Origin of the sequence: Demequina phytophila (genome assembly GCF_000971135.1) — a bacterium.
In the GTDB taxonomy this organism is placed as follows: Bacteria; Actinomycetota; Actinomycetes; order Actinomycetales; family Demequinaceae; genus Demequina; species Demequina phytophila.
Window position 1 is genome coordinate 1 of the sequence record NZ_BBLW01000007.1, and the last position, 25,141, is coordinate 25,141.

Consider the following 25,141-nt stretch of genomic DNA (forward strand, 5'->3'; position numbering starts at 1 on the left):
GGGGGTGAACGTGTCTGGGACGGCGTGTCGCGAGCAGGACCGTGCGCAGCGAAGCGATCACGCGCCGGCGGGGCCGCCCTCGGCCTCGAGCGCGAGCCGCACCGCCTCGACCGCGGGATCCAGCCGTGACGTCGCGCGCATCGCCGCGAACACCGTGCGCCGGGGCCCGCCCTCCAGCGGCATGAGCCGCGCGTCGATCCCGGAGTACGCGACCATCAGGCCCGGCAGGATCGCGACCGCGAGGCCCTTCTCGACCAGCTGCACGTGGGCCTGGAGGTCCGAGCTTGCGAAGCGGACATCCGGCTCGAAGCCCGCGAGCCGGCAGGTCTGCTCCGCGAAGTGGCGCGTGGCGGTGCCGTGCGGCTCCATCACCCAGGCCGCCTGGGAGAGGTCGCGCACGGACGATGCGCCGGCCCAGTCCCCGCCGACGGCCAGCAGGAGCTCGTCCCGGACCAGCGGGCGGCGGACCACGCCGGGGTAGTGAGGGGCGGAGTGCTGCGGGTACTCCTCGGCGACCACCAGGTCGTACTCCCGTGCCCATGTGTCCGCGAACGCCTCCTCGGGCTCGGTCTGGGTCACCACCACCCGGACGTCGGGGTGGCTCTCCCGCAGGCGCAGGAGGGCGCCTGTCACCAGGGTGAGCGCGGCGGACTGGAACACGGCCAGCCGCACCGTTCCTGTGAGCCGTGCGGAGTCCGCGTGGAGCTCCGCCTCCGCGACCTCCATGGTGTCGAGCAGCTCATGGGTGCGTGCGACCAGGCGCTCGCCGGCCGGTGTGAGCACCACGCCGCGGCCCGCGCGGATGGTGAGAGGCACGCCCGCCTCGCGCTCGAGGGCGGCGAGCTGCTGGGACACGGCGGACGCGGTGTAGCCGAGCGCGTCGGCGGCGGCGGCGATGGTGCCGCGCAGCGCGAGCTCCCGGAGGGCCACCAGACGGGTGAGATCGAGCACCCATCAAGCATAAGCACGACTTACGAATATTCGTAAGGCCACCGCGCTGGTGCTGTGGGGTCAACGCGGTCCACACTGTCTCGTCACCGTAAGGAGCCCCATGACAACGTCCCCCGTCGCTCCCCAGCGCACGCACACCGCCGACGACACGGTCGCCCAGGTGCGCGCCTGGCTCGAGGCCGCCCGTCACCACCGCATCGACGGCTCGGCGCGGCTCCTCGCGCGCATGCTGCGCGACCCCGAGGGGCTGCCGTTCCTCACCGACTTCGTCGACGGCATCGTGCGCCCCGAGGACACGGATGTGGCCGCCGCGAGCCTGCGCCGCCTGGTGCGCCGCGAGCACGGCTTCCTGCCCGCGTACCAGCGGGTCGCGCTGCGGGCGGGTGCGCTCGCCTCGCACGTCGCGCCGCACCTGGTGGTCGCCGCATGCCGACGCGTGGTGCGTGGCATGGTCGGCCACCTGGTGGTCGACGCCACGGAGGAGCGGCTGGGCGCCGCGCTCGCCCGCCTGCGCGGTCGCGGCAGCGAGCTCAACCTCAACCTCCTGGGGGAGGCCGTCCTGGGGGCTGCCGAGGCCGACCGCCGCCTCGCGCGCACCCTCGCGCTGCTGCGCCGCGAGGACGTCGACTACGTCTCGCTCAAGGTCTCCGCCGCCGTCGCGCCCCACAGCCCCTGGGCCTTCGACGCGACCGTCGACGCGGTGGTCGACCGTCTCGCGCCGCTGTACGAGCTCGCCGCCGTCAAGGACGGCGCGTTCGTCAACCTCGACATGGAGGAGTACCGCGACCTCGACCTCACCGTCGCGGTCTTCACACGCCTGCTCGAGCGCCCCGGTCTCGAGCGACTCACCGCCGGGATCGTGCTGCAGGCCTACCTCCCCGACTCGCTGGGCGCGATGCATCGCCTCCAGGACTGGGCCGCGGCGCGCGTGGCACGCGGGGGAGCGCCCATCAAGGTCCGCCTGGTCAAGGGCGCGAACCTCTCGATGGAGCGCGTCGACGCCGAGCTCCACGGCTGGCCGCTCGCCACCTGGCACTCGAAGGAGGAGACCGACGCGCATTACAAGCGGATCCTCGACTACGCGCTGACCCCCGAGCGCATCGCTCACGTCCGCCTCGGCGTCGCCGGCCATAACCTCTTCGACATCGCGCACGCGCTGCTCACCGCCCGCGACCGCGGCGTCGCGCGAGGCCTCGACTTCGAGATGCTCCTGGGCATGGGCGAGCACGTGGCCGCGGCCGTCGCGAAGGACGCCGGCCCGCTGCGCCTCTACACGCCCGTGGTGCATCCGGCGGAGTTCGACGTCGCCCTCGCGTACCTGGTGCGCCGCCTCGAGGAGGTCGCGAGCCCGGCCAACTTCATGTCGGCGCTGTTCGATCTCGAGGACGTCCTGACGTTCGACCGCGAGGAGAACCGGTTCCGCGCGTCACTGGCGCGCCTCCACGACGACGTCCCCGCCTCGCATCGCGCGGTGCCGCGCCCCCCGGCCGGCGACAGGTTCGCCAACACGCCCGACACGGACGCCTCGCTGCCCGCGAGCCGCTCCTGGGCGCGCGACGTGCGCCGGCGCGCGGCGTCCACGGACGCCGGCCTCGCCACCCTCCGCGCCGCGCACGCGGAGGACGATGCGGCGGTCGCCGCGCACGTCGACGCCGCCAAGGCGGGCGCACGCCGGTGGCAGTCCCTCCACCCCGAGAGCCGCGCGCGGCTCCTCCACGCCGCCGGCCGCGCGCTCGAGGCTCGCCGCGGCGACCTCGTCGCGGTCATGATGGCCGAGGCGGGCAAGACCATCGACCAGGCCGACCCCGAGGTGTCCGAGGCCGTCGACTTCGCGCACTACTATGCGGAGCGGTCGCTCGAGCTGCACCGCCTCGAGGGCGCCCGGCCCGTGCCGCGCGACGTCACCGTCGTCACCCCGCCGTGGAACTTCCCGGTGGCGATCCCCGCCGGTTCGACGCTCGCGGCCCTCGCCGCGGCATCGTCCGTGGTCCTCAAGCCCGCCGAGCAGTCCGCCCGCTGCGGCGCCCTCCTGGCGGAGATCCTGTGGGACGCCGGCATCCCGCGCGACGCCCTGCGGCTGGTGGACATCGACGAGCCCGGGATCGAGGCGGGGCTGGGCGACACGCTGCTGCGCCACCCCGCGGTCGACCAGGTGATCCTCACCGGCGCGTACGAGACGGGCGAGCTGTTCCACCGCGTGCGGCCCGGCCTACGGCTGTTCGCGGAGACGTCGGGCAAGAACGCGATCGTGGTGACCCCGAGCGCCGACCTCGACCTCGCCGCCCGTGACGTGGTGCAGTCGGCCTTCGGCCATGCGGGCCAGAAGTGCTCCGCGGCCTCGCTCGTGATCCTCGTCGGCTCGGTGGGCACATCGCGGCGCTTCCTCACACAGCTCGAGGACGCGGTGCGCTCGCTCACCGTCGGCGACGCGCAGGGCGAGGACACGCAGATGGGACCGGTGATCGAGCCCGCGTGCGGCAAGCTGCTGAGGGCGCTCACCACGCTGGAGGCGGGGGAGCGGTGGCTGGTCGAGCCGCGCCGCCTCGACGCGGACGGCCGCGTCTGGACGCCCGGGGTGCGCACCGGCGTCGCGCCCGGATCGTGGTTCCACCTCACGGAATGCTTCGGGCCCGTCCTGGGCATCATGACCGCGCGCACGCTGGACGAGGCGATCGCGCTGCAGAACGCCGTCGCGTACGGCCTCACCGCCGGCATCCACTCGCTCGACGCCGAGGAGGTCCAGCGGTGGCTTGCGGCCGTCGAGGCCGGCAACCTCTACGTGAACCGCGGGATTACCGGGGCCATCGTGCAACGCCAGCCCTTCGGCGGCTGGAAGCGCTCGGTCGTGGGTCCCACCGCCAAGGCGGGCGGGCCGTCGTACCTCGTCGGCCTGACCGGGTGGGAGCGCGTGGCGGTCGATCGCGAGGACCCGCCCGTCCTCGCCGTGGTGCGCGACGCGCCGGCATGGGTGCGGGCGGCGGCCGCCGCCGACGCGCGTGCGTGGCGCGTAGGGTTCGGCGCCGCGATCGACCGCAGCGGTCTCGCCGCCGAGCACGACGCGCTCCGCTACGCGCCCGCGACCACCGAGATCCGCTGGGACGGCGTCGACAAGTGGGACCTGGTCCGGGTGCTGGCCGCGCGCATCCGCGCGGGCGGCACCGGCGGTGTGTCGAGCGCGGTCGAGCTCACCCCGGCGTTCACGCGTCGCCTCGACGAGGCCGGCGTGCCGTGGCGGGTCGAGACGGAGACCCAGCTGATCGAGCGGATCGCTGGGGACGGCGCGCGCGTGCGCGCGGTGGGCGTCGCGCCCGCGCAGCGGCCCGATCTGGCGGTCTACGACGCCCCCGTGACGGGAGCGCCCGAGGTCGAGCTGCTGCCGTTCGTGCGGGAGCAGGCGGTCGCGGTGACGATGCACCGGTTCGGCACGCCGTGGCCGGTCGCCGACGCGGTGGTCGCTGGCCTGTAGCAGGGCGTGCGGCGGCGGCCTACCGGCCGAGCAGCTCGGCGATCGCCTTCGCGGTGACGCGGGCCGCGCGGTTGGAGGAGATGGTGGAGGCCTGCGGGCCGTAGCCGGCGAGGAACAGTCCCGACTCGCCGCGCACCCGGCCGTCCTCGACCACGATGCCCCCGGCATCGTTCACCACGCCCAGGGGACGCAGGTGCGCCACCTCGGGACGGAAGCCCGTGGCCCAGATGACGGCGTCCAGGTCGATCGTCTGGTCCTCGCGCGTGATGACGCCGGTCTCCGTCATCTCGGCGAACATCGGCAGCCGCTCGAGGCGGCCGGCGGACTCGAGCCGGCGCACCAGGGCCGACCGGGGCAGTCCGGTGACGGAGACGATCGACGGCAGCGGGCGACCCTCGCGTGCCGCCTCGTCCTGGATGGCGACGGCGACGCGGCCACGCTCGGGGGAGAGCTCGTCCTCCTCGTCGTGGAACGTCGGGTTGCGACGCGTGAACCACCTCACGTCGGCGGCCACGTCGCCCACCTCGTCGAGGAAGGTGAGCGCCGAGGTCCCGCCACCCACCACCGCGACGCGCATCCCCGCGAACGCGGCGGCGCCGGGATAGTCCGCGGTGGTGGTCTGGAGGCCGCGGAACAGGTCGCGACCGGGCATGAACGGGACGCGCGGGCTGGTCCATGTGCCGGCGGCGGAGACCACCACTCGCGCGGTGACGGAGGCGACCGCCGACCCGGTGGCGGCGTCGACACGGTACCCGTCGCCCCACCGGGTGACGCGCGTGACGGTCACGGGACGCAGCACGTCGATGCCGTGGCGCTCCTCGTAGCTGCCGTAGTACTCCGAGACCACCTCGCGGGCCGGCCGGTCTCCGGGTGCCGTCGTGAAGGACAGGCCCGTGTCGGACATGCCGGGAAGGTCGTGGAGGTGATGCGTGCCGCCGAGCGTCAGCGAGCTCCAGCGGTGCTGCCAGGCGCCGCCCGGGCCGGGTCCGCGGTCGAGCACCACCAGGTCCCTCCCGCTTGCCAGGCCCCTGCGGCCCAGGTGGTACGCCACGGCGAGGCCGGCCTGGCCGGCCCCGATGACGACGACGTCGGCGGACAGGTTCGACGGGTCGGGCATGGGTTTACAGTACGGGCTCGCGTGCCGGGTCAGGTCAGGCGCGACGGGTCACGATGCGGCGGTCGCAGCGACGTCCGCGCGCAGCCCCAACTCGATGCCCAGGCGGTCGATCTCGGCCCGGCAGCTGGTGGCCGGCGAGGCGTCCAGGACGCGGAGCGCGAACCGTCCGATCGCCTCGGACTCCTCGGCAGGAAGGACGTCGACCAGGCTCTGCTTGAGGTGGCTGGCGAACACGGGCAGCGCCGCGTCGAGCGCGCCGCGCCCCGCGGCACCCATCTCGACCCAGGTGCCGCGATGGTCCTCCGCGCAGGTCACGCGCCGCACGAGCGCGCGGGCCTCCATGCGCGACACGTGATGCGAGATGCGTGACTTCTCCCAGCCCAGCATCTCGCCGAGCTCGCCCGCTCGCAGGCGCCCGTCGGGCGACGCGTCGAGCGCCATGAGGATGTCGAGATCGGGCACCGAGATGCCGACCGCACCCTGGAGCCGCTGCTCGAGACCCATGACGAGGCGGCGTCCCATCAGCGCGAGGGCGCGCCACAGCGCGAGGTCGCGAGGCGCGGGAGCGGTGCTGGTCACGCCCCCATGGTAGAGGCGGCCGCAGACGGTGTCACGGAGGCCCGCGGCGCGCTCGCACCGACGTCCGGTGCCACCTAGGCTGGAGGAGTCCCCTGAACCAGCGACGGAGGTGGATCATGAACGACGACAGCGTGCGCGACACTCGCCACTACAAGTTCGAGCAGATCAAGGCCAAGGAGCTCGCGCGCGGGGCGAGCGAGGACGAGGCCACGAGGATCGCCGCGGAGACCGTGGACAAGGTGATGGAGCAGGAGTCCTCCTCCTGACGCGGGTCCAACATGATCCCCGGTGAGAACCTCCCCCTAGACTGAGCCGCGTGGAAGCCGTCGAACACCCCAGGCACGGGCACGTGCACCCGGTCCCGTCGACCGCGGTCTGGACGGTCCCGAACGCCATCAGCGCGCTGCGCCTCATCCTGATCGCGGTCTTCGGCGCGCTGCTGGGCGCGGAGAAGGATGGCTGGGCCATCGTCGCGCTCGCCGCGGCGGGCATCAGCGACTTCCTCGACGGGTTCCTCGCGCGTCGCTGGGGACAGGTGACGCGCCTCGGTCGGCTCCTCGACCCGGCGGCGGACCGTCTCCTCACGGTCGCGGTGGTGCTCGGGCTCGCGTTCCGGGACATCATCCCGTGGTGGCTGGTCGCGGTGCTGCTGGCGCGCGACCTCATGGTGGGCGCCTTCCTGCTGGTCGCGCACCACCATCACCTCGAGTCGCCGCAGGTGACCTACGTGGGCAAGGTCGCGACGGCCATGCTCTACGTGTTCCTCCCGATGGCCTACCTGGTCCGCGTCGCGTTCCCCGAGTGGGGCTCGCTGCACGGCATCGCCATCGTGGGCGCCGCGTGCGCCGCGGTCCTGTACTGGTACTCCGGGATCGGCTACGTGAGGGACATCCGCGCCCGTACGGCCGCGGTTCGCGCGCGTGGCGAGGTGTCGGAAGAGGGCCCGGCGGGCCTAGGATGAGCAGCGACCGATCGACCCGAAGGAGGCGTCATGACGTATGACGAGAGCCCCGTCGAGCGGACCATGTCGCTCGACTCCGCGGCACCCCTGGACGAGTCCACCCCGGCCGCGCCGAGCGGACAGGATGAGGCGGCCATCCAGGCGCTCGGCCCCGACCACGCCCTGCTGATCGTCCACCACGGCCCCAACCTCGGAGCGCGGTTCCTGCTCGACGTCGACGTGACCACCGCGGGCCGTTCGGTGAAGTCCGACATCTTCCTCGACGACGTCACGGTCAGCCGCGAGCACGCCCAGTTCATCCGCGACGGTCATGACTTCTTCGTGCGCGACCAGGGCTCGCTCAACGGCACCTACGTGAATCGCGAGAACGTCTCGGAGCGCAGGCTCGCCGCCGGCGACGAGGTGCAGATCGGCAAGTACCGCCTCACGTTCCACCCCGGCACGCAGGCCTGACGCATGGCGCAGGCCGCGCGTCGCACGGCGGCGTCCTCCTCGTCCGTCGGTGCGGAGAGCCGGGACGCACGTTCGTTCGAGGCGCTCTCGGGCACCTGGCCTCACGCGCTGTCGCATGAGCCGATGCTCCGTGTCAGCGACGTGCTGCAGCTGGTCCAGCCGCAGTTCCCGACGCTCACCCCGTCGAAGCTGCGGTTCCTCGACTCGCACGGCCTCGTCACCCCCGGACGCACCGCGTCGGGCTACCGCCAGTACTCGCCGGCCGACGTCGAGCGGCTGAGGTTCGTCCTGCGTCAGCAGCGCGACCACTACCGTCCGCTCACGGTGATCCGCGAGCAGCTCGAGGCGCTCGACTCCGGCCGCCTGCACGAGCCGGTCACCCTCACCGAGATCGGCGAGACTCCCGACGACTACCTGACCTCCGCCGCCGTCGCCGAGCGCGGGGGAGTGTCGCCCGACACGCTCGCGGCGCTCGAGGACGCCGGGATCGTGGCGCGCTCCGTCCCCGACGGATTCGAGCCCGCGGTGCTGCCCGTGGTGGTCGCCTCCGCGGCCTACCTCCAGGCCGGCGGGGACGTCCGCGCCCTGCGCACGCTCGTGCTGGCTGCCCGCCGCGAGGCGGACCGTGCCGAGGCCATCTCCGCGCCGCTGCGCCGCAAGGGCGGGGGAGAGGCGGAGGCCGCCGCCGGCGACTTCGGTGAGGCCGCCATCGCCGCGTTCTCCGCCGTGGTGCGCCATCAGGTGGGAGGATAGGGACGGCGTCGCGCGACACGTGCGCGCGGTCGTTGACCCGGCCCCTCGCCAGCCCTAACGTTTGAGTGAAGGTTGAACCTAGGAGGAGTTTGATGACCGACGGATCCGGCCACCGCATGCCTCCCCGGCTCGATCAGGGCGTGCTCTTCGACGACGGGCTGCCGCCGCTCGACGAGAATGCGGGCTATCGCGGACCTACCGCGTGCAAGGCCGCCGGCATCACCTACCGCCAGCTCGACTACTGGGCCCGCACCGGGCTGGTCGAGCCTACCGTCCGGTCCGCGACCGGCTCGGGCACGCAGCGCCTCTACGGCTTCCGCGACATCCTCGTCCTCCGCGTGGTCAAGCGCCTGCTCGACTCGGGCGTGTCGCTGCAGCAGATCCGCACCGCGGTGGAGCACCTGCGCGAGCGCGGCGTCGAGGACCTCGCGAACATCACCCTGATGTCCGACGGCGCCTCGGTGTACGAGTGCACCTCGGACGACGAGGTCATCGATCTGGTCCAGGGCGGCCAGGGCGTCTTCGGCATCGCGCTCGGCAAGGTCTGGCGCGAGCTCGAGGGCTCGCTCTCGTCGCTGCCCGCCGACCGCGCGGACGACCTCGCGGTCACCGGCGTGGACGAGCTCGCCGAACGTCGCCAGCGACGCAGCCAGGCCGGCTGAAGCCACCCTTCACGCGCGTGCGGGCGACGATGCGCCTGCCGCTACCGCCGCATCGTCCCTCCGCGACCGAGTTCCACACGGAATCTGCAGGTGGTCGCGCGCGTCCCGGGAGACGCGCAGCGGTTGGCGCCGTTTGAACGATTCATCGGCTCCTTCGTGTGGAATCTGGCGGGGGCACGACGTGTCGCAACACCTGGCGTCTCACCTGGTGGACGGCGGCTGACTGCCGTCCCGAAACCTGGCAGGATGTCCCCAACGACGAAGGGAAGCAGATGTTCGCCAAAGTCCTCGTGGCAAACCGCGCAGAGATCGCCGTCCGAGCCTTCAGGGCCGCCGTCGAGAACGGCGCCGAGACGGTCGCGGTGTTCCCCTACGAGGACCGCATGTCCGAGCATCGCGTCAAGGCCGATGAGTCGTACCAGATCGGCGAGGAGGGCCACCCGGTCAAGGCGTACCTCGACATCGAGGCCATCCTCGACGTCGCGAAGCAGGCCGGCGCCGACGCCGTCTACCCGGGCTACGGCTTCCTGTCGGAGAATGTCGAGTTCGCGAAGCGCTGCGCCGAGGAGGGCGTGACGTTCGTGGGCCCGCCTCCGGAGGTGCTTGCGAAGGCCGGCGACAAGGTCGCGGCGCTCAAGGCGGCCCGCGAGGCCGGCGTCCCCGTCCTCGACTCGTCCGAGCCGTCCCGCGACGTCGACTTCCTGGTGGGTGAGGCCGACCGCATCGGCTACCCCGTGTTCGTCAAGGCTGTCGCCGGCGGCGGCGGCCGCGGCATGCGCCGCGTCGAGCGCCGCGAGGACCTGGTCGAGCTGCTCGAGGCCGCGATGCGCGAGGCGGAGAACGCGTTCGGCGACCCGACCGTGTTCCTCGAGCAGGCGGTGCTGGGACCGCGTCACATCGAGGTGCAGATCCTCGCGGATGCCGCGGGCGACGTGGTGCACCTGTTCGAGCGCGACTGCTCGCTGCAGCGCCGCCACCAGAAGGTGGTGGAGATCGCGCCGGCGCCAGCGCTCGACCCCGCCATCCGCGACGCGCTGTGCGCGGACGCCGTCAAGTTCGCCCGGAGCCTCGGCTACGTCAACGCCGGCACCGTCGAGTTCCTGCTGGCCACCGAGGGTGAACGCGCCGGCCAGCACGTGTTCATCGAGATGAACCCGCGCATCCAGGTCGAGCACACGGTGACCGAGGAGGTCACCGGGATCGACCTGGTGAGCTCGCAACTGCGCATCGCGTCGGGCGAGACGCTCGCGGACATGGGGATCCGCCAGGAGGACATCCGCGTCTCGGGCTTCGCGATCCAGACGCGCATCACCACGGAGGACCCGGCGAACGGCTTCCTGCCCGACACCGGCCGTATCGTCGCGTACCGCTCGCCGGGCGGCGCCGGCATCCGTCTCGACGGCGCGACGGGCATGGCCGGCAACGTCATCACGGGTCACTTCGACTCGATGCTGGTCAAGCTGACCTGCCGCGGCCACGACTTCGCGACCGCGAACCGTCGCGCGCTGCGCGCGCTCGCCGAGTTCCGCATCCGCGGCGTCACCTCGAACATCCAGTTCCTGCGCGCCGTGCTGTCGAACCCCGAGTTCCAGGCCGGCGGCGTCACCACCGCGTTCATCGAGCGCCACCCGGAGCTGCTCGAGGTCGCCACCACGCCCGACCGCTCCACCAAGCTGCTCGCGTTCCTGGGCCACACCACCGTGAACCGCCCGTACGGCGAGCACGCGGAGGTGTTCGTGCGCCCCGCGGACAAGCTGCCCGCGATCGACCTGAGCGTCGAGCCTCCCGCCGGGTCCCGCCAGCGGCTGCTCGAGCTGGGCCCCGAGGGCTTCGCGAAGGCGCTGCGCGAGCAGAACGCCCTCGCGATCACCGAGACGACCATGCGCGACGCGCACCAGTCGCTCCTCGCGACCCGCGTGCGCACCTACGACCTGCTGGCCGCGGCCGGGCACGTCGCGCGGATGACGCCCGAGCTGCTCTCGGTCGAGTGCTGGGGCGGCGCGACCTACGACGTGGCCATGCGCTTCCTGTCCGAGGACCCGTGGATCCGCCTCGAGGACCTGCGTCGCAAGATGCCGAACGTCGCGCTGCAGATGCTGCTGCGCGGCCGCAACACCGTGGGCTACACGCCGTACCCCGACGAGGTCGCCGTCGCGTTCGTCGAGGAGGCCGCGGCCACCGGCATCGACATCTTCCGCATCTTCGACGCGCTCAACGACGTCGAGCAGATGCGCCCCGCGATCGAGGCGGTCCGGGGCACCGGCACCGCGATCGCCGAGGCCACGCTCTGCTACACGGGCAACATGATCTCGCCGGGGGAGAAGCTCTACACGCTCGACTACTACCTGCGCCTCGCGGAGCAGCTGGTCGAGGCGGGCGCCCACATGCTCGCCATCAAGGACATGGCGGGCCTGCTGCGTCCGGCCGCGGCCGCGATCCTCGTGTCGCAGCTGCGCGCGAAGTTCGACCTCCCGGTCCACCTGCACACGCACGACACCGCCGGCGGCCAGATCGGGACGCTCCTCGCGGCCGCCGAGGCCGGCGTGGACGCGGTCGACGTCGCCAGCGCCTCGATGGCCGGCACCACGTCGCAGCCGCCCATGTCCGCGCTCATCGCGGCGCTCGAGCACACCACGCGTGACACCGGCATGTCGCTCGCGGCCGCGCAGGACCTCGAGCCGTACTGGGAGTCGGTGCGCCGCCTCTACGCGCCGTTCGAGTCCGGCCTGCCGGGTCCCACGGGTCGCGTGTACCACCACGAGATCCCCGGCGGCCAGCTGTCCAACCTGCGCCAGCAGGCGATCTCGCTGGGCCTCGCGGACAAGTTCGAGGCCATCGAGGACATGTACGCGGCCGCCAACCGCATCCTCGGCAACCTGGTCAAGGTGACGCCCTCGTCCAAGGTGGTGGGCGACCTCGCCCTGCACCTGGTGGCGAACGACGCGGACCCGGTCGACTTCGAGGAGAACCCCGACAAGTACGACCTGCCGGACTCCGTCATCGGCTTCCTCGCCGGCGAGCTGGGCGACCCGCCCGGCGGCTGGCCCGAGCCGTTCCGCACCAAGGCCCTGCAGGGCCGCACGGTGGAGCGCAAGATGGCGGAGCTCACCGACGACGACCGTCACGTCCTCACGCAGGAGGGCGAGCCGCGCCGCCGCCGCCTCAACCACCTGCTGTTCCCCGGCCCGGCCAAGGAGTTCGACCAGGCGATCGACAAGTACGGGGACATCTCCGTCATCGACACCTTCCACTACCTGTACGGCCTCTCGGTCGGCTCGGGCGAGGAGGCGGTGATCGAGCTGCACCGCGGCGTGAAGATCATCGCGGCGATCGAGGCGGTCGGAGAGCCCGACTCGCACGGCGAGCGCACGGTGATCTTCAACTTCAACGGATCGATCCGGCCCATCCAGGTGCGCGACCTGTCCGCGAAGGTGGACGTGGTCGAGCGGGAGCGGGCGGACACGGGGCGGCCGGGCCACATCGCCTCGCCGTTCACCGGCCTGGTGACGCCGCGCGTCGCGGAGGGCGACCAGGTCGAGGCCGGCCAGACGGTCGCCGTCATCGAGGCGATGAAGATGGAGTCCTCCATCACCTCGCCGGTGGCGGGCACGGTCGCGCGCGTGGTGATCGGCGGATCGCAGTCCCTCGCGGGCGGCGACCTGGTGCTCGTGGTCGAATAGACCCATGGTCGGGGACCATCGTCCCGTCGGTGCGACGCCGTGCCACGGGACTATGGTGCCGTTCACCCCGGAGGAGGTCACCATGAAGGTGCTGGTAGCGGTCGGTTCGAAGTACGGCGCGACGCGCGAGGTCGCGCAGCATGTCGCGGAGCAGATCCGCTCGCACGGCTTCGAGGTGGACCTCGAGGACGCGTGCGACGTGCACGGGATCCACTACTACGAGGCCGTGGTGATCGGCTCCGCGGTGTACGGCGGTCTGTGGCGCCGCGACGCGTCCGAGCTGGTGCGCGAGCACCGCGACGAGCTGCGCGACAAGGACGTGTGGATGTTCTCCGTGGGCATGGAGACCGTGGTGCAGCCGGGTCAGCCCCTCGACGAGGCGGACGGCTTCGCCGCGGACATCGAGGCCCGCGACCACGCGCGGTTCCCCGGCGCCCTCGACTGGGACAAGCTCAACGTGGGCGAGAAGGCCCTCATCCGCGTCCTCAACCCGCCCAAGGGCGACTTCCGCGACTTCACCGCCGTGCGCGAGTGGGCCGAGGGCGTCGCCAACGAGCTGGAGTCCATCGCGGCGGCGTAGCCGCCCCGTACGGAGGGACGATGCGGCGGCCGGGCGTGGCGCGCATCGTCCCCGCGCGACGGGGGTAGGTTGGGATCAGGTCCCCGCCTGGTAGCGAGGCTGGCGCGATCCGCCGGTCCTCGCGGAACGACTCGATGGAGAGTTCATGTTCACCGCAACCGCGGCGGCCGTCACCCTCAGCGCCGCCAGCCCCGCCCCCGCCGACGGCGTGGGCCCCGGCTTCTTCTTCATGATCCTCGTGCTCCTGGGTGGGGTGGTCGGCACCGTCACGGTCGGTTGGCAGAACCACCGCCGTCGCCACCGCTGATCAGCAGCACTCGCCGCCGTCGGTCGAGCACACGCCCGTCGCGGGCAGCACCAGCTCGATCGCGCGCGCCGAGGCGACGTCGCCGGCGATCCAGGCGACCACCGAACGCACCTGCTCGTAGCCGGTCGTGAGGAGGAACGTGGGCGCGCGGCCGTACGACTTCATGCCGACCAGGAACACGCCCTGGTCGGGGTGCGCGAGCTCGCGGTACCCGTGGGGCTCGACCGTGCCGCACGAGTGCACGTTGGGGTCGATCAGCGGCGCAAGGCGGCGCGGCGCCTCGACGACGTCGTCGAGGTCAAGCCGGATCTCGCGGTACATGCTCAGGTCGGGGCGGAAGCCGGTCGCGTTCACCAGCACGTCGGTTCGATGGGTGGTGACCCCGGTGCCGCGGCGGCCGGCGAGCGCGACCGCGTCGCCGTCCCACCGGGCCCCCACCGTCTCGAAGCCGTCGAGCAACGTGACGCGTCCGTCGGCGACCGCGCGGCGCGCGCGCACGCCCAGCGAGGCACGCCCGGGCAGGCCGTCGGTCTCGGCGTCGGTCACGCGGTCGGGGGAAGCGGTGCGGATCGCCCAGGTGACCCGCGTGCCCGGCTCGTCGCGTGCGAGCGACGCGAGGGCGATCACGGTGTTCGCGGCCGAGTGCCCGGCACCCACCACGGTGGTGTGCCGGCCCGCGAACACGGCGCGGTCGCGGCCGAGCACGTCGGGGAGCGCGGGCATGACCCGGTCCGCGACCTCGGCCAGGCCGGGCAGCGTGAGTCCGTTGCTCGCGAGAGAGTTCGCCGAACGGAAGGTGCCGGAGGCGTCGATCACGGCGCGGAAGGTGCGGTCCTCGACCGTGCCGGCGGCGCCGCGGCTGCGCACCACCAGGGGGGCGGCATCGCGCCCGGCGGTGCGGGTGCGGTCCATGCCCTCCCGCGAGACGTCGGTGACCGCCATCCCCAGCCGGATGCGGGAGGCGATGCCGTCGAGCGCCGCGAGCGGCTCGAGGTAACGCGCCACGAGCTCGGCGCCCGTCGGGGCGCGGTCGGGGTCGGGCAGCTCCCAGCCCGTCTACTCGAGCAGGCGTCGCGCCGCGGGATCGACCAGGTGCCTCCACGGCGAGAACAGCCGTGTGTGGCCCCACGCGCGGACGTTCGCGCCCACCGACGGGCCGGACTCGAGCACCACGAAGTCGATCCCGCGCCCGAGCAGGTGCGCGGCGGCGGCGAGCCCCACCGGGCCCGCGCCGATGATGGCGACGGGGAGGTGGGCGTTCGTGGGACGGGCCAAGGGGGCCGCGGTGAGGTCGATGAGGGTCATGGGGAGCTCCTGGGTTGTGCCAGCCTCTATCGATACTCGTCAATATCGACTACTGTCAATGTCATGACGGAGATCACCGGCCTCGAGCTCACGGACGTCAGCGCGTCATGCGCGACCTCGCTGGTGGGAGAGCCGCTGAGCGCCGACGCGGCCGAGGAGCTGGCGCACACCATGAAGGCCCTCGCCGATCCGGCTCGGCTCCGGCTGCTGTCGATCGTCGCGGCGTCCGCCGGGGGAGAGGCGTGCGTATGCGACCTCACCGAGCCCGTGGGCCTCAGCCAGCCCACGGTTTCGCACCACCTCAAGGTGCTGACCGAGGCGGGCTTCCTCAGCCGCTCCAAGCGCGGCACCTGGGCGTACTACGCCCTGGTCCCGGGTGCGCTCGACCGCGTCTCGCGCGCGCTGGGCGCCGCATGACCGCCGTCGGCGCCCGCGCGCTGGCCGCCGAGCTGCTCGGCACCGCGCTGCTCGTCACGGTGGTGGTGGGCTCCGGGATCGCCGCCGCCGCGCTCTCGCCGGAGGACGTGGGCCTCCAGCTGCTGGAGAACGCGATCGCGACCGCGCTCGGACTCACCGTCCTCATCCTCATGTTCGGCCCCGTCTCCGGCGCCCACTTCAACCCCGTCGTGTCGCTTGCGGACTGGTTCCTGGGCCGACGTTCGGGTCACGGGCTCTCGCTCGGGGAGGTAGGCGCGTACTCCGCAGCGCAGGTCGTGGGCGGCATCGCGGGCGCGATCCTCGCGAACCTCATGTTCGACGTCCCCACCACGTTGTCGACCACGGCTCGCGCCACCGGTCCGCACCTGCTCGCCGAGCTGGTGGCGACCTCGGGCCTGGTGCTCGTCATCTTCGCGCTCGCACGCTCGGGTCGCGGCGCGCTCGCCGCGCCGGCCGTGGGCGCGTACATCGGCGCCGCGTACTGGTTCACCAGCTCGACGTCGTTCGCCAATCCCGCGGTCACCGTCGGACGCGTGTTCTCGGACACGTTCGCCGGGATCGCGCCGGCCTCGGTCGCGCCGTTCGTGGGGGCGCAGCTCGTGGGCCTCGTCGTCGGCGTGTCCTTGGTGCTCGCGTTCTACCCGGGGGCCGGCGAGGCGGCCGACGACGTCGTGGTGCCCCACGACGAGGCCGCCGCCGCTCGCTGACCCGGCCCGGGCATCGTCCCTGGCGCTACCGCGACCGCAGGTGCTCGCGCAGGTACGGCAACGCGAAGTCCACGTGCCCGCGCGCGACCTGCTCGATCACGCCCGCGTCGAGCAGGCGGCGCCGGTAGGTGTCGGCGTTCTGACGCGACATGCCCGTGCGGGTGCCGAGGTCGACCATCCGGGAGGGCCCGTCGTCGACCGCCATGGCGCGGAGCATCTCGAGGTCACGTGGGGACAGGTCCGCGAGGGCCGTGTCGGTCACGAGCGTGCCGAGCCGCTCACGCGCGGCCTCGACGCCCGTCGCCACGTCGGCGAGGGAGATCGCGCCGTCGGGCGCCGCCCGCCACACGTGGAAGCCGACCAGCTGGATGAGGAACGGGTAGCCGTGCGTCGCCTCGGCCGCGGCGCGGGCGGCGTCCGTCGCGATGGTGCGGCCGTTCGCGGTCACGGTCGCGACCAGGGCGTCGTGGACCTCGTCGGTGGCGACGTCGGCGAGCACGTGCTTGTCGGCGCGGCGGAGGAATGTCAGGACGCGGCCCTGCGCGTCGGAGCGCAACAGGTCGGACACGGCCGAGGGAAGTCCCGCCATGACGATCGCGAACTCCCGGTTCTCGCGCACCAGATGCTGCGTGATGAGGGCCAGCTCGCGCAGGTCGTCGGAGCGGGCCTGGACCTCGTCGACCGTGATGAGCAGGCCCGTGCCGTCCTTCTCCAGCGTGTCCAGAAGGCGGCCGATGCGGTGCCGGACGCCCTCCGCGAGCTGCGGCGTGAGCTCCGTGTCGACGCCGCCGATCCCGCCGATCGAGACGCCCGTCACCCTGCGCCGCGCCCGCGGGTTCACGCCCTCGAGGAGCCTGTCGACCGCCTCGCCGATGCGCGCCAGCATGCCGGGGGACGCGGACTCGTCGATGACGAGCCACCCGTGGGCCATCGCGCGATCGCCCGACTCCGTGAGCATGACGGTCTTCCCGGTGCCGCGGGCGCCGGTGAAGATGGTGATGCGGGCCGGGTGGCCCGGGCCGGACTGGATGCCCTCGTCGACCTCGGCGAGCAGCGCGTCGCGACCCACCAGCAGGGGAGGGACCGCGCCCGCCGTCGGCTTGAACGGGTTGACCGTCATCAGCGCCTCCTGGTTGCGCGTTGGTACATCTTGGTACTTTCGCACGGAGGTCTGACAGGAGGACGATGCGGCGCGCCGGTCAGGCGTCGAGGGCGCAGCCCTCGTAGGCGTACGTCGAGGCGTCCAGGTGCAGACGCGCGTGGCCCGCGTACTCGAGGGCCGCGTCGAGGGTGTCGGTCTCGAGAGTGAGGGTCGCCCATCCCACGATCCTCTGCGGGTGCGAGGCGAGCGACGGGAAGGTGTTCTCCGTCACGTCCCACGCGTCGATCGCGCTCGTGACCTCGTCCCACCGCGCCGCGGGCGTCTCCCAGCTCCCGCCCAGCACGTCGGCCTCGACGCACGGGTTGACCGCCGGGTCGTGGACCAGGCCGGGTTCGCCGCCGTAGCCCGGCAGCAAGCCGGTGGAGGACGATCCGGCGATCTCGCCGTCCTCGTCCCCGTCCCCGTACAGCGGGCCGTGGGCGCCCATGACGAGGTTGCGCGCCGCCTCGGCGTTCGCGCGCGCCTCCTCGATCGAGCCGGCGTCCTCCCAGCCGTCGATCGCGACGGTGAGCTGGTCGAAGCGCTCGGCCACCTCCGGCGGCATGTCGCTCGCGGGGGTCGGGGAGCACGCTGCGAGCGCCAGCATCGGGAGCACCAGCAGGGCACGTCGCATGCTGCTCACCCTACCGAGCGGGCACGTCGACCACACGGATATCCCCGGTGCGCGGGGTGACTGCGCCGGCGGTGAGCGCCGCGACGTCGGCGTCGAGCAGGGCGACGTCCGCGGATGCGACCCACGCGGCGAGCGTCGCACGCCCGCCGTAGAGGGGCGGCTCGAGCACCGCATCGTGCTCGTCCGCCCACTGGTGGAGGAATGCGAGGACGCGGCCCGCCTCCGCGTGGGGGACGTCCATGAGCACCCGGGTGCGCACGGTGCGCCGCACGATGCCGGCGAGATCGAGCGTCTCGGCGACCGCGTTGCCGTACGCCCGGACCAGCCCGCCCGCACCCAGCTTGGTCCCGCCGAACCAACGGCTCACCACCGCGACCACGTCGGTGACGCCGCGTCGCCGCAGCACCTCGAGCATGGGCACGCCCGCGGTGCCGGCGGGCTCGCCGTCGTCGCTGGAGCGCTGCCGGTCGGCGTGCGTGCCCACCACGAGGGCCGTGCAGTGATGGCGGGCGTCCCAGCGCTGCTTGCGGATGCGCGCGATGACCTCGTCGGCCTCGTCCATGGACGCGACCGGCGCGAGGTGCGTGAGGAACACCGACCTCTTGATCTCCAGCGTGTGCTCGACCGGCGCCGCGATGGTGCTCGGGAGGGGGCTGAAGGTCACCGGTGCAGGGTAGCGCGGGGCCTAGGGTGAGGAGTCGTGGCCAAGAAGAAGAGCAGGGCGCAGGCACCCGTCGCGGACGCGGTGATCCAGGTGAAGGGCGTGACCGCGGAGATCGGCGACGTGCCTGTGCTGGCGAAGGTGTCGTTCACTGCACGCGAGCGTCAGGCGGTGAAGCTGGTGGGCGCGAACGGCGCGGGCAAGACGACGCTGCTGCGGGTGCTCGCGGGCGCGCTCGCGCCCAAGACCGGTACGGCGCTCGTGGGCGGCGCTCCCGCGGACGAGAAGGACCCGACGTTCAGGGCGCTCGTCGCGGCCCTCATCGGCACCCCTCCGCTCGCCCACAATCTCACTCTCGCGGAGCACTTCGCCCTGGTCGGCCTGTCCTGGGGCCTCGGATCGGAGGAGGCACGTGCCCGGGGCGGGCGTGTGCTCGATGCGTTCGGGGTGGGTGCGCTGGCCTCCCGGTTCCCGCACGAGCTGTCGTCGGGACAGGCCCAGATGGCGACGCTGGCCCTCACCTTGACGCGCCCGTGCGACGTCATCCTCCTCGACGAACCCGAGCAGCGCCTCGACGCGGACCGCGTGCTGATCCTCGCGGAGCTGCTCGAGGCGGAGCGCCGCGATGGCGCCACTCTGGTGGTCGCGAGCCACAGCACGGTCCTCCGCGACGCGCTCGAGGGACCGACCGTCTCCCTCACCGAGGTGCGGACCCAGCATGACCAGGCCTGATGCGCTGAGCGCGTTCTGGCGCCAGTACCGGCACCGCCAGTCCGGCACCGGTGCCGGCGGCGTGGTCTACGCGATCTACGTCACCTCGCTCGCCGTGCTCATCTACGGCGGGCCCGCGGTGAGGCGACTCGGCTCCGCGCTCCACAGCCCCGACGTGGTGACGTCCCTCGTCGAGCCCGCGACGGTCACCTCGCTCGCGGGCGTGCTGGGTGCGGTGCTCGTCGCCTCCTTCACCATCGGCACCACGCGCGGCCCGGCCGTGATGCGGCCCTTCGTCGTCCACGCGCTCGTGACGTCGGACATCCCGCGCAGGCGGGTGTTCGCGCGTCCCATGCTGCGCGCCACCCTCGCGGTGATCGCGCTGTCGGTGCTGCTCGCCGCGGTGCTGCTGGTGCCGCTCGCGGACGCCGACGCGATGAGCTGGGGAGCGCTCGGCGCCGGACTCGTCGCCGCCGCCCTCTACGGGCTGGTGCTCGTGGTCGTGTGGCTCGCGGGCCAGGCGGCGACGGGGATCGCGACATGGGTCGTGCCCACGGCGCTGGTCGTGGCGATCGGCGCGGGCCTGGCGTGGCCCGCGTTGGGCAGGCTGCTGCCGTGGACGTGGGCGGCGTCGACGTGGCCGGACGGCTCGAGCACCGCCCCGTTGCTCCCGCTCGCCGGGCTGGCGGTGCTCGCCGTCGCCGCGGTCGCCGCGGTGCCCCGGCTCCTGGGCGGGCTCTCCGGGCCGCCGCTGATCGAACAGGCACGCCGCTGGGAGGGCGCGACGATCGCCGCCACCACGGGCGACCTCACGACGGCGATGGGCAGCTTCCGCGCCACCCCGTCGCTGGGACGACGGTGGCGCGTGGTGCGCGGCGCGTCGTTCGCGCTCGCGGTGGTGCGCGCCGACCTTGCCGCGACGCTGCGCATGCCGCTCCGAGCGCTCGTCGCGGTGCTCGCCCTCGGCGGGGGCGGATGGGTGCTGGCGGCCGCGCCCGACGCCCCCGGACTGCTGCGCTGGGCCCTGGCGTGCGCATCGTCCCTGCTGATCTTCACCGGTCTCGGGCCCCTGTCGGACGGGCTGCGGCACGCCGTGCTGGCGGTGACGACGCCCCGCCTGTTCGGGGTGTCGGACGATGCGCTGGTCCTGTCTCGCGCGTGGGCGCCGCTCGTCGGGGGAGCCGTGGTCGCGGGGACGTGCGCCTCCGCGGGTGCCGCCGCCCGTGGCGACGCGTGGGGGCCGGCGCTGGCGATGACGGTGCTGGTGGTCGGAATCCTCACGGTGGTGCGGCTGGATGCGGCCGCCAAGGGTTTCCCGCCGCTGTGGCTCACGGCGCCCGTCGTCACGCCCATGGGCGACATGTCGGTGGTCGGGACCGTGGTGTGGCAGATCGACGCGGTGCTCGCGGCGGCCCTCGTCGGCACGGGCGCGTTGGCGCTGTGGTCGGGATCGACGCTCGGCACCGTGGTCCTGGTGCTGGTCGTCGCCGTCTCCTTGATCCAGTGGCGGATGCGCCTCAGAAGGCTGTGACGGCGCTCAGGCCGCCTCGCGGAGCTGCTCCTCCACCACGGTGAGCGCGGTCGACAGCGCCGCGACCGCGGGCGTCGAGGCGTCGTCGTGCGGGCTGCGCCAGCGGGCGGCCACCTCGATCTGGAGGCCCGCGAGGCCCAGGTGCCGCTGCGCGAGGCTGGTCACGGTGTAGTGGGGGCGGGCGTCGAACGGTGCGTCGACCGCGACCTCGAACGGCTCGAGCTCGGTGCGCAGGATCTCGACGGCGAGCGCCTCGAGAGGACCGGGGCGCGGCCCCGTGCCCAGGCAGAAGTCGGGGCCGTGGTGGTCGCCCATGCCGTGGATGTCGATGAGCATGCGGGCAGGATCGCGGAGGTCGCGCAGGTGGCGGGCGAACGCGTCGTCGCGCTCGTCCCAGGTGTCCCACTCGGCACGGGCTCCCGCGGACACCACCGTCGAGACGTTCGCCACCTCGCCCGCGAGCAGCGTGAGGGAACCGGTGTGGAGGTCCGCGGCCTTCATCGCGCCGGCCCGGTAGTGGCGGGTGCCGTGCGGTGCGGTGAGCACCACCGCGCTGCCGCGGTCCGTCAGGAGCGCCGGATCGCCGTCGTCGACGCGCTTGCGAGCGCGCTTGCGGGCCTTGCCGAACCGCGCGTCGAGCTCGCGCCACCTTGCGGTGAGGTCGACCACGTCCGCCGCGGTCGGCTCCGTCACGGTGTCCGTTCCAGGGATCATCGCAGTGTCCTCCAGCCTTCTCAGGGTGGTGTGCGCGGTGCGCCGGTGAGACGAGACTACTGGGTGAGGATCCGGCGAGGCTGCTGGCGCGCCGGGGGAGAGGGAGGCATCATGGCCTCATGACCAGGCAGAACGCTGTCACCGTGCGCTGGGGATGGATGCTCGTGGCGCTCGGCATCGCCGCGCTGGGAGCCGTGGTGCTCGGGTTCGCCTCGGGCGGCTCCTGCGCCTCGGGCGCGGATCCGTGCACCGGGGTGTCGGCGGTCGACACCGTGCAGTCGGTGGTCATCGTCGCCGCGGCGGTCGGTGGTGTGGCGTGGGCTTGCCGCCGCGCGGTCTCGCTGCGTCGCTGACCGCGCCGACGTCACCCCATCGCTGGGGTAGGCTCCTCCCGCGGCAGCGCGGCGCTGCCGCAGATCCAGGGGGACGACCGCGCATGACCGTTGCAGTCTCGGCGAACAGCGCGGCACCCGGCTCGTCCGCCGCCGAGACGCCCAAGCGCGGAGGCGTGCGCCCCGAGATCCAGGGGCTCCGCGCCCTCGCGGTCGCGCTGGTGGTGCTCTACCACCTGTGGCCGGACCAGCTCACGGGCGGGTTCGTCGGCGTGGACGTCTTCTTCGTCATCTCGGGCTTCCTCATCACGTCGCACCTCGCGAAGGAGGTCGCGGCCACCGGCTCCGTACGGATCGGGCAGTTCTGGGCTCGCCGCATCCGGCGCCTGCTGCCCGCCTCGCTGCTGGTGCTGCTGGCCTCGGCCATCGCGGTGCTGACGCTGGTGTCGCAGGCGTACTGGCTCCAGTACCTGCGCGAGATCGTCGCGTCCGCGTTGTACGTGGAGAACTGGCAGCTCGCGACGAGCGCGATCGACTACCTCGCCGCGGAGAACACCGCGTCCCCGGTCCAGCACTTCTGGTCGCTGTCGACCGAGGAGCAGTTCTACCTGGTCTGGCCGCTGCTGATCGTGCTCGCGGTCGTGGTCGCGCGACGCGCGAGGCGCGTCAGCGCGACCGCCGCGATGCGTGCGGTGCTCGCGGCCCTGCTGATCGCATCGCTCGTGTGGAGCATCGTGCAGGTGTCCACCGACCCTGCGGTCGCCTACTTCTCCACGTTCGTGCGGGCGTGGGAGTTCGCCGCCGGCGGCCTCCTGGGGCTCTTCGCGGCGCCCGCGTGGCGCAGTGCGGGCTGGCAGCGGGCGGTCTCCTGGGCGGGCTTCGCGATGATCCTCGCCGCCGCGGCCACCTTCACCTCCGCGACGCCGTTCCCCGGGGCATCGGCGCTGCTGCCCGTGGTCGGCACCGTCGTCGTGATCGCCGCCGGCCACGCCTCCGGCACCCTCGGCACCGCGAGCCTGTACCGGTGGCGCCCGGTCCAGTACCTCGGGGACATCTCGTACTCCGTGTACCTGTGGCACTGGCCCCTCATCATCATCGTGCCCATGGTGATCGGCCGCGAGCTCGCCTGGGGGGACAAGCTCGCGCTGCTCGTCGTCACCGTCGCCCTCGCGTCGCTGACCAAGCACCTCGTCGAGGATCGCCTCCGCCTCACCCGGCTCACCAGCCGGCGCTCCGTCGCGTTGACGTTCGCCGTCACCGCGGCCGGGATGGCCGCGGTCATCGCGCCGGCAGCGTGGGGCATCTCGACCATGAACGCCAAGGTCGCCGAGCTCGAGGCCGAGCGCGCCCGGATCGAGGCCTCCGTCGAGGACCTCGCCGAGTCAGGCGCGGAGTCGGTCACGTGCGTCGGCGCCCAGGCGATGGACCCCGACGCGACCTGCGAGACGGATCCGCAGAGGGCGCTCATCCCCGATCCCGCGGTCGCGGGTGAGGACATCCCCGAGCTCTACACGGACGAGTGCCGCACGGACATGCGCGAGGCGATGCTCAAGCCGTGCCGCTTCGGCGATCCCGCCGGCGCCGTCAAGGCCGTGCTGGTCGGCGACTCCCACTCCGCGTCATGGTTCCCTGCGGTGAAGCTGGTCGCCGAGAATCAGGGCTGGGACCTCACGGTCTACTTCAAGGCGGGGTGTGCGCTGAACGTCGCGTCGCAGGCCTGGACCGAGACCGAGCAGCGGACCACCTGCGCCGCGTGGAACGAGGCGGTGCTCGACCAGCTGGTCGCCGATCCGCCGCGGCTGGTCATCACCTCCGCGCTCTACGACAACCAGTGGGGTCCCGGCACGGCGGGGGAGCAGACCGCGATCGACGGGTTCGCGACGGCATGGCAGCGGCTCGCCGACGCGGGCGTTACGGTGATCCCCATCGCGGACACCCCGCAGACCTCCGCGGAGGCGCAGGAGTGCCTCCTGGCGAGCCCGACGGATCCCTACGGGTGCGGCACGCCGCGCGCGGCGGCGCTGGACGGTCCCGACATCATGAGCCTGGCAGCTGCGCGCGTGCCCGGCGTCGAGGCGATCGACCTCAACGACTACTTCTGCACCGCCGACTTCTGCCCCTCGGCCATCGGCTCGGTGTCCGTGTACCGCGACCGCGGGCACCTCACGCAGACGTACGCGACCACCCTCGCCCCGTATCTCGACCAGCGCATCGCGGACAAGCTCTACGTCCCCATCGGCACCGTCCCGTAAGGCGCGCGCCTCACCTCATCCGTCCGCCCCATCCTTCTGCTCGACGGCGCAGCCGCGCCGCCGGACCCTACCCTGCACCTCGCGGAGGTTCGCTTGCGTCTCACCACGCTCACCAGGCTCGCCCGCCGACGGTCGCTCGCTGTCGCGTTCGCTGGCGTGCTCATCGCCACAAGCGCGTCCCTCGCGCCGGCCTCGGCGACCACGCCCGGCGCCACGGCCGCGACGTCGCAGACGACCGCGACCGCCGTGGTGGCGCTGGCGACGGCCACCACGACCCGCACCTGCTTCGGCGCCCAGGCGATGGCGCACCGTGCGACCTGCGTGACCGACGTGAAGAAGGCGCTCTCCCCAAGGCCGTGGGTCGCGGCCGAGGACGTGCCGGAGATCTACACCGACGAGTGCCGGAGCGCCCCGCAGGAGGCGGCGGTCAAGCCGTGCACCTTCGGAAGTGCGACGGGCAAGGTCAAGGCCGTCCTCATCGGCGACTCGCACGCGGCGAACTGGTTCCCTGCGGTCAAGTTCGTCGCCGAGAGGCACGGGTGGGACCTCACGGTCTACTTCAAGGCGTCGTGCCCGTGGAACGCCACCGCGCAGGCATGGACGGACTCGGTCTCCCGCGACAGCTGCGCGCAATGGAACGTCGACGTGACCGCAGCGTTGCTCGACGACCCGCCGAACCTCATCATCACCTCGGCACTCTTCGGCCGTCAGTGGGAATCGGGTGACGCCGGGGTTCAGGCGGCCGTCGACGGATACGCGACGTCATGGCAGCAGCTCACGGAGGCGGGCTCGACGGTGCTCCCGATCGCGGACACACCGCAGATGTCCGGCAGGGCTCAGCAGTGCATCACGAAGAGCAGTCCGCAGACCCGGAATTGCGGCACGCCGCGGACGACGGCTCTCAACGACCCGCCCGTGATCGGCCTCGCGGCCAGGCGGGTCGACGGTGTCGCTCCCATCAATCTCAACCGCTTCTTCTGCACCTCGACGTTCTGCACGTACGCGATCGGCTCCGTCACCGTCTATCGCGACCGCGGCCACCTCACCGCGACGTACCAGCGGACGCTCGGGCCCTACCTGAACAAGCGCATCCCCGACCAGTTCTACGCCGCGAAGTACCGTTGACCCTGGTGGCAGGGGAGCGGCGACGCCTCATCGCGCCATGGGCCCCACCGCCCGCACCTGGTCGACAGACTCTCATCCCGC

The 25,141-nt window shown here is 72.8% G+C and carries 25 protein-coding genes; 16 read left to right on the forward strand and 9 right to left on the reverse strand.

Going from position 1 to position 25,141, the window contains the following annotated elements; all coding sequences use genetic code 11:
• Positions 1 to 57 precede the first annotated feature (57 nt).
• Positions 58 to 951 carry a LysR family transcriptional regulator gene (locus tag AOM01_RS10765; RefSeq protein WP_062293171.1) on the reverse strand — a complete coding sequence of 298 codons (894 nt, stop codon included), beginning with the start codon at positions 949 to 951 and terminating at the stop codon, positions 58 to 60.
• Positions 952 to 1,051: 100 nt separating this feature from the next.
• Here AOM01_RS10765 and AOM01_RS10770 point away from each other — a divergent pair, with 100 nt between their 5' ends.
• The gene (locus AOM01_RS10770) at positions 1,052 to 4,417 is read left to right on the forward strand and encodes a bifunctional proline dehydrogenase/L-glutamate gamma-semialdehyde dehydrogenase (protein ID WP_062293174.1); all 3,366 of its coding nucleotides are present in this window, start codon (positions 1,052 to 1,054) and stop codon (positions 4,415 to 4,417) included.
• Positions 4,418 to 4,436: 19 nt separating this feature from the next.
• Here the strand turns inward: AOM01_RS10770 and AOM01_RS10775 are convergent, their stop codons facing one another.
• Entirely contained in the window at positions 4,437 to 5,534 is a 1,098-nt protein-coding gene (locus AOM01_RS10775) for an FAD-dependent oxidoreductase (protein WP_062293177.1), read from the reverse strand.
• 48 nt (positions 5,535 to 5,582) lie between these two features.
• Positions 5,583 to 6,113 carry a MarR family winged helix-turn-helix transcriptional regulator gene (locus AOM01_RS10780; protein WP_062293180.1) on the reverse strand — a complete coding sequence of 177 codons (531 nt, stop codon included), beginning with the start codon at positions 6,111 to 6,113 and terminating at the stop codon, positions 5,583 to 5,585.
• 116 nt (positions 6,114 to 6,229) lie between these two features.
• Here AOM01_RS10780 and AOM01_RS14435 point away from each other — a divergent pair, with 116 nt between their 5' ends.
• The 8 genes from AOM01_RS14435 to AOM01_RS14440 all read left to right on the forward strand — a co-directional run bounded on the left by AOM01_RS14435 (position 6,230) and on the right by AOM01_RS14440 (position 13,509).
• Positions 6,230 to 6,379: a hypothetical protein gene (locus AOM01_RS14435; RefSeq protein WP_156155948.1), complete on the forward strand. Its 150-nt coding sequence runs from the start codon at positions 6,230 to 6,232 to the stop codon at positions 6,377 to 6,379.
• Between the two features lie 50 nt (positions 6,380 to 6,429).
• Complete coding sequence (locus tag AOM01_RS10785) at positions 6,430 to 7,074, forward strand: CDP-alcohol phosphatidyltransferase family protein (RefSeq protein WP_082110199.1); 645 nt, start codon at positions 6,430 to 6,432, stop codon at positions 7,072 to 7,074.
• Positions 7,075 to 7,104: 30 nt separating this feature from the next.
• The gene (locus AOM01_RS10790) at positions 7,105 to 7,527 is read left to right on the forward strand and encodes an FHA domain-containing protein (RefSeq protein WP_062293184.1); all 423 of its coding nucleotides are present in this window, start codon (positions 7,105 to 7,107) and stop codon (positions 7,525 to 7,527) included.
• Between the two features lie 123 nt (positions 7,528 to 7,650).
• A complete protein-coding gene (ftsR, locus tag AOM01_RS10795) occupies positions 7,651 to 8,280 on the forward strand; it encodes a transcriptional regulator FtsR (protein WP_169746552.1) in 630 nt (209 codons plus the stop codon).
• A gap of 92 nt (positions 8,281 to 8,372) precedes the next feature.
• Complete coding sequence (locus AOM01_RS10800) at positions 8,373 to 8,942, forward strand: MerR family transcriptional regulator (RefSeq protein WP_062293188.1); 570 nt, start codon at positions 8,373 to 8,375, stop codon at positions 8,940 to 8,942.
• A 272-nt stretch (positions 8,943 to 9,214) separates the two neighbouring features.
• Positions 9,215 to 12,622, forward strand: coding sequence for a pyruvate carboxylase (locus AOM01_RS10805; RefSeq protein WP_062293191.1), 3,408 nt, complete (start codon positions 9,215 to 9,217; stop codon positions 12,620 to 12,622).
• Between the two features lie 82 nt (positions 12,623 to 12,704).
• Positions 12,705 to 13,202 carry a flavodoxin domain-containing protein gene (locus tag AOM01_RS10810; protein WP_169746553.1) on the forward strand — a complete coding sequence of 166 codons (498 nt, stop codon included), beginning with the start codon at positions 12,705 to 12,707 and terminating at the stop codon, positions 13,200 to 13,202.
• A gap of 145 nt (positions 13,203 to 13,347) precedes the next feature.
• Positions 13,348 to 13,509, forward strand: a complete 162-nt coding sequence (locus tag AOM01_RS14440; RefSeq protein ID WP_156155949.1) for a hypothetical protein — start codon at positions 13,348 to 13,350, stop codon at positions 13,507 to 13,509.
• Here AOM01_RS14440 and AOM01_RS10815 read toward each other — a convergent pair whose 3' ends face one another.
• Positions 13,510 to 14,514, reverse strand: a complete 1,005-nt coding sequence (locus AOM01_RS10815; protein ID WP_228374287.1) for an NAD(P)/FAD-dependent oxidoreductase — start codon at positions 14,512 to 14,514, stop codon at positions 13,510 to 13,512.
• Between the two features lie 51 nt (positions 14,515 to 14,565).
• Positions 14,566 to 14,814, reverse strand: a complete 249-nt coding sequence (locus tag AOM01_RS14745; protein ID WP_228374288.1) for an FAD-dependent oxidoreductase — start codon at positions 14,812 to 14,814, stop codon at positions 14,566 to 14,568.
• A 63-nt stretch (positions 14,815 to 14,877) separates the two neighbouring features.
• On the opposite strand from AOM01_RS14745, the gene AOM01_RS10820 reads away from it, so the two are divergent.
• Both AOM01_RS10820 and AOM01_RS10825 read left to right on the forward strand, forming a co-directional pair.
• Positions 14,878 to 15,231 carry an ArsR/SmtB family transcription factor gene (locus AOM01_RS10820; RefSeq protein ID WP_062293197.1) on the forward strand — a complete coding sequence of 118 codons (354 nt, stop codon included), beginning with the start codon at positions 14,878 to 14,880 and terminating at the stop codon, positions 15,229 to 15,231.
• On the forward strand, positions 15,228 to 15,959 hold the full coding sequence (locus tag AOM01_RS10825; RefSeq protein ID WP_062293200.1) for an aquaporin: 732 nt from the start codon (positions 15,228 to 15,230) through the stop codon (positions 15,957 to 15,959). The genes AOM01_RS10820 and AOM01_RS10825 overlap by 4 nt, the downstream gene beginning before the upstream one ends.
• Before the next feature lie 25 nt (positions 15,960 to 15,984).
• Here AOM01_RS10825 and AOM01_RS10830 read toward each other — a convergent pair whose 3' ends face one another.
• The 3 genes from AOM01_RS10830 to AOM01_RS10840 all read right to left on the reverse strand — a co-directional run bounded on the left by AOM01_RS10830 (position 15,985) and on the right by AOM01_RS10840 (position 18,398).
• On the reverse strand, positions 15,985 to 17,079 hold the full coding sequence (locus AOM01_RS10830) for an ATP-binding protein (RefSeq protein ID WP_062293203.1): 1,095 nt from the start codon (positions 17,077 to 17,079) through the stop codon (positions 15,985 to 15,987).
• A 79-nt stretch (positions 17,080 to 17,158) separates the two neighbouring features.
• Positions 17,159 to 17,734: a hypothetical protein gene (locus AOM01_RS10835; protein ID WP_062293206.1), complete on the reverse strand. Its 576-nt coding sequence runs from the start codon at positions 17,732 to 17,734 to the stop codon at positions 17,159 to 17,161.
• A 10-nt stretch (positions 17,735 to 17,744) separates the two neighbouring features.
• Positions 17,745 to 18,398, reverse strand: coding sequence for an IMPACT family protein (locus AOM01_RS10840; RefSeq protein WP_062293210.1), 654 nt, complete (start codon positions 18,396 to 18,398; stop codon positions 17,745 to 17,747).
• A 36-nt stretch (positions 18,399 to 18,434) separates the two neighbouring features.
• Here AOM01_RS10840 and AOM01_RS10845 point away from each other — a divergent pair, with 36 nt between their 5' ends.
• Positions 18,435 to 19,127 (forward strand): ABC transporter ATP-binding protein, encoded by a 693-nt coding sequence (locus AOM01_RS10845; RefSeq protein ID WP_228374289.1) that lies wholly within the window; start codon positions 18,435 to 18,437, stop codon positions 19,125 to 19,127.
• On the forward strand, positions 19,114 to 20,637 hold the full coding sequence (locus tag AOM01_RS10850) for a hypothetical protein (RefSeq protein WP_062293214.1): 1,524 nt from the start codon (positions 19,114 to 19,116) through the stop codon (positions 20,635 to 20,637). The genes AOM01_RS10845 and AOM01_RS10850 overlap by 14 nt, the downstream gene beginning before the upstream one ends.
• 6 nt (positions 20,638 to 20,643) lie before the next feature.
• Here the strand turns inward: AOM01_RS10850 and AOM01_RS10855 are convergent, their stop codons facing one another.
• On the reverse strand, positions 20,644 to 21,351 hold the full coding sequence (locus AOM01_RS10855; RefSeq protein ID WP_062293217.1) for an N-formylglutamate amidohydrolase: 708 nt from the start codon (positions 21,349 to 21,351) through the stop codon (positions 20,644 to 20,646).
• 119 nt (positions 21,352 to 21,470) lie between these two features.
• On the opposite strand from AOM01_RS10855, the gene AOM01_RS14630 reads away from it, so the two are divergent.
• From AOM01_RS14630 to AOM01_RS10870, 3 genes are all read left to right on the forward strand, one after another.
• A complete protein-coding gene (locus AOM01_RS14630; RefSeq protein ID WP_062293220.1) occupies positions 21,471 to 21,704 on the forward strand; it encodes a hypothetical protein in 234 nt (77 codons plus the stop codon).
• Between the two features lie 83 nt (positions 21,705 to 21,787).
• Positions 21,788 to 23,935 (forward strand): acyltransferase family protein, encoded by a 2,148-nt coding sequence (locus AOM01_RS10865; RefSeq protein WP_062293223.1) that lies wholly within the window; start codon positions 21,788 to 21,790, stop codon positions 23,933 to 23,935.
• A 93-nt stretch (positions 23,936 to 24,028) separates the two neighbouring features.
• A complete protein-coding gene (locus AOM01_RS10870) occupies positions 24,029 to 25,060 on the forward strand; it encodes an SGNH hydrolase domain-containing protein (RefSeq protein WP_062293225.1) in 1,032 nt (343 codons plus the stop codon).
• Positions 25,061 to 25,141: the final 81 nt, after the last annotated feature.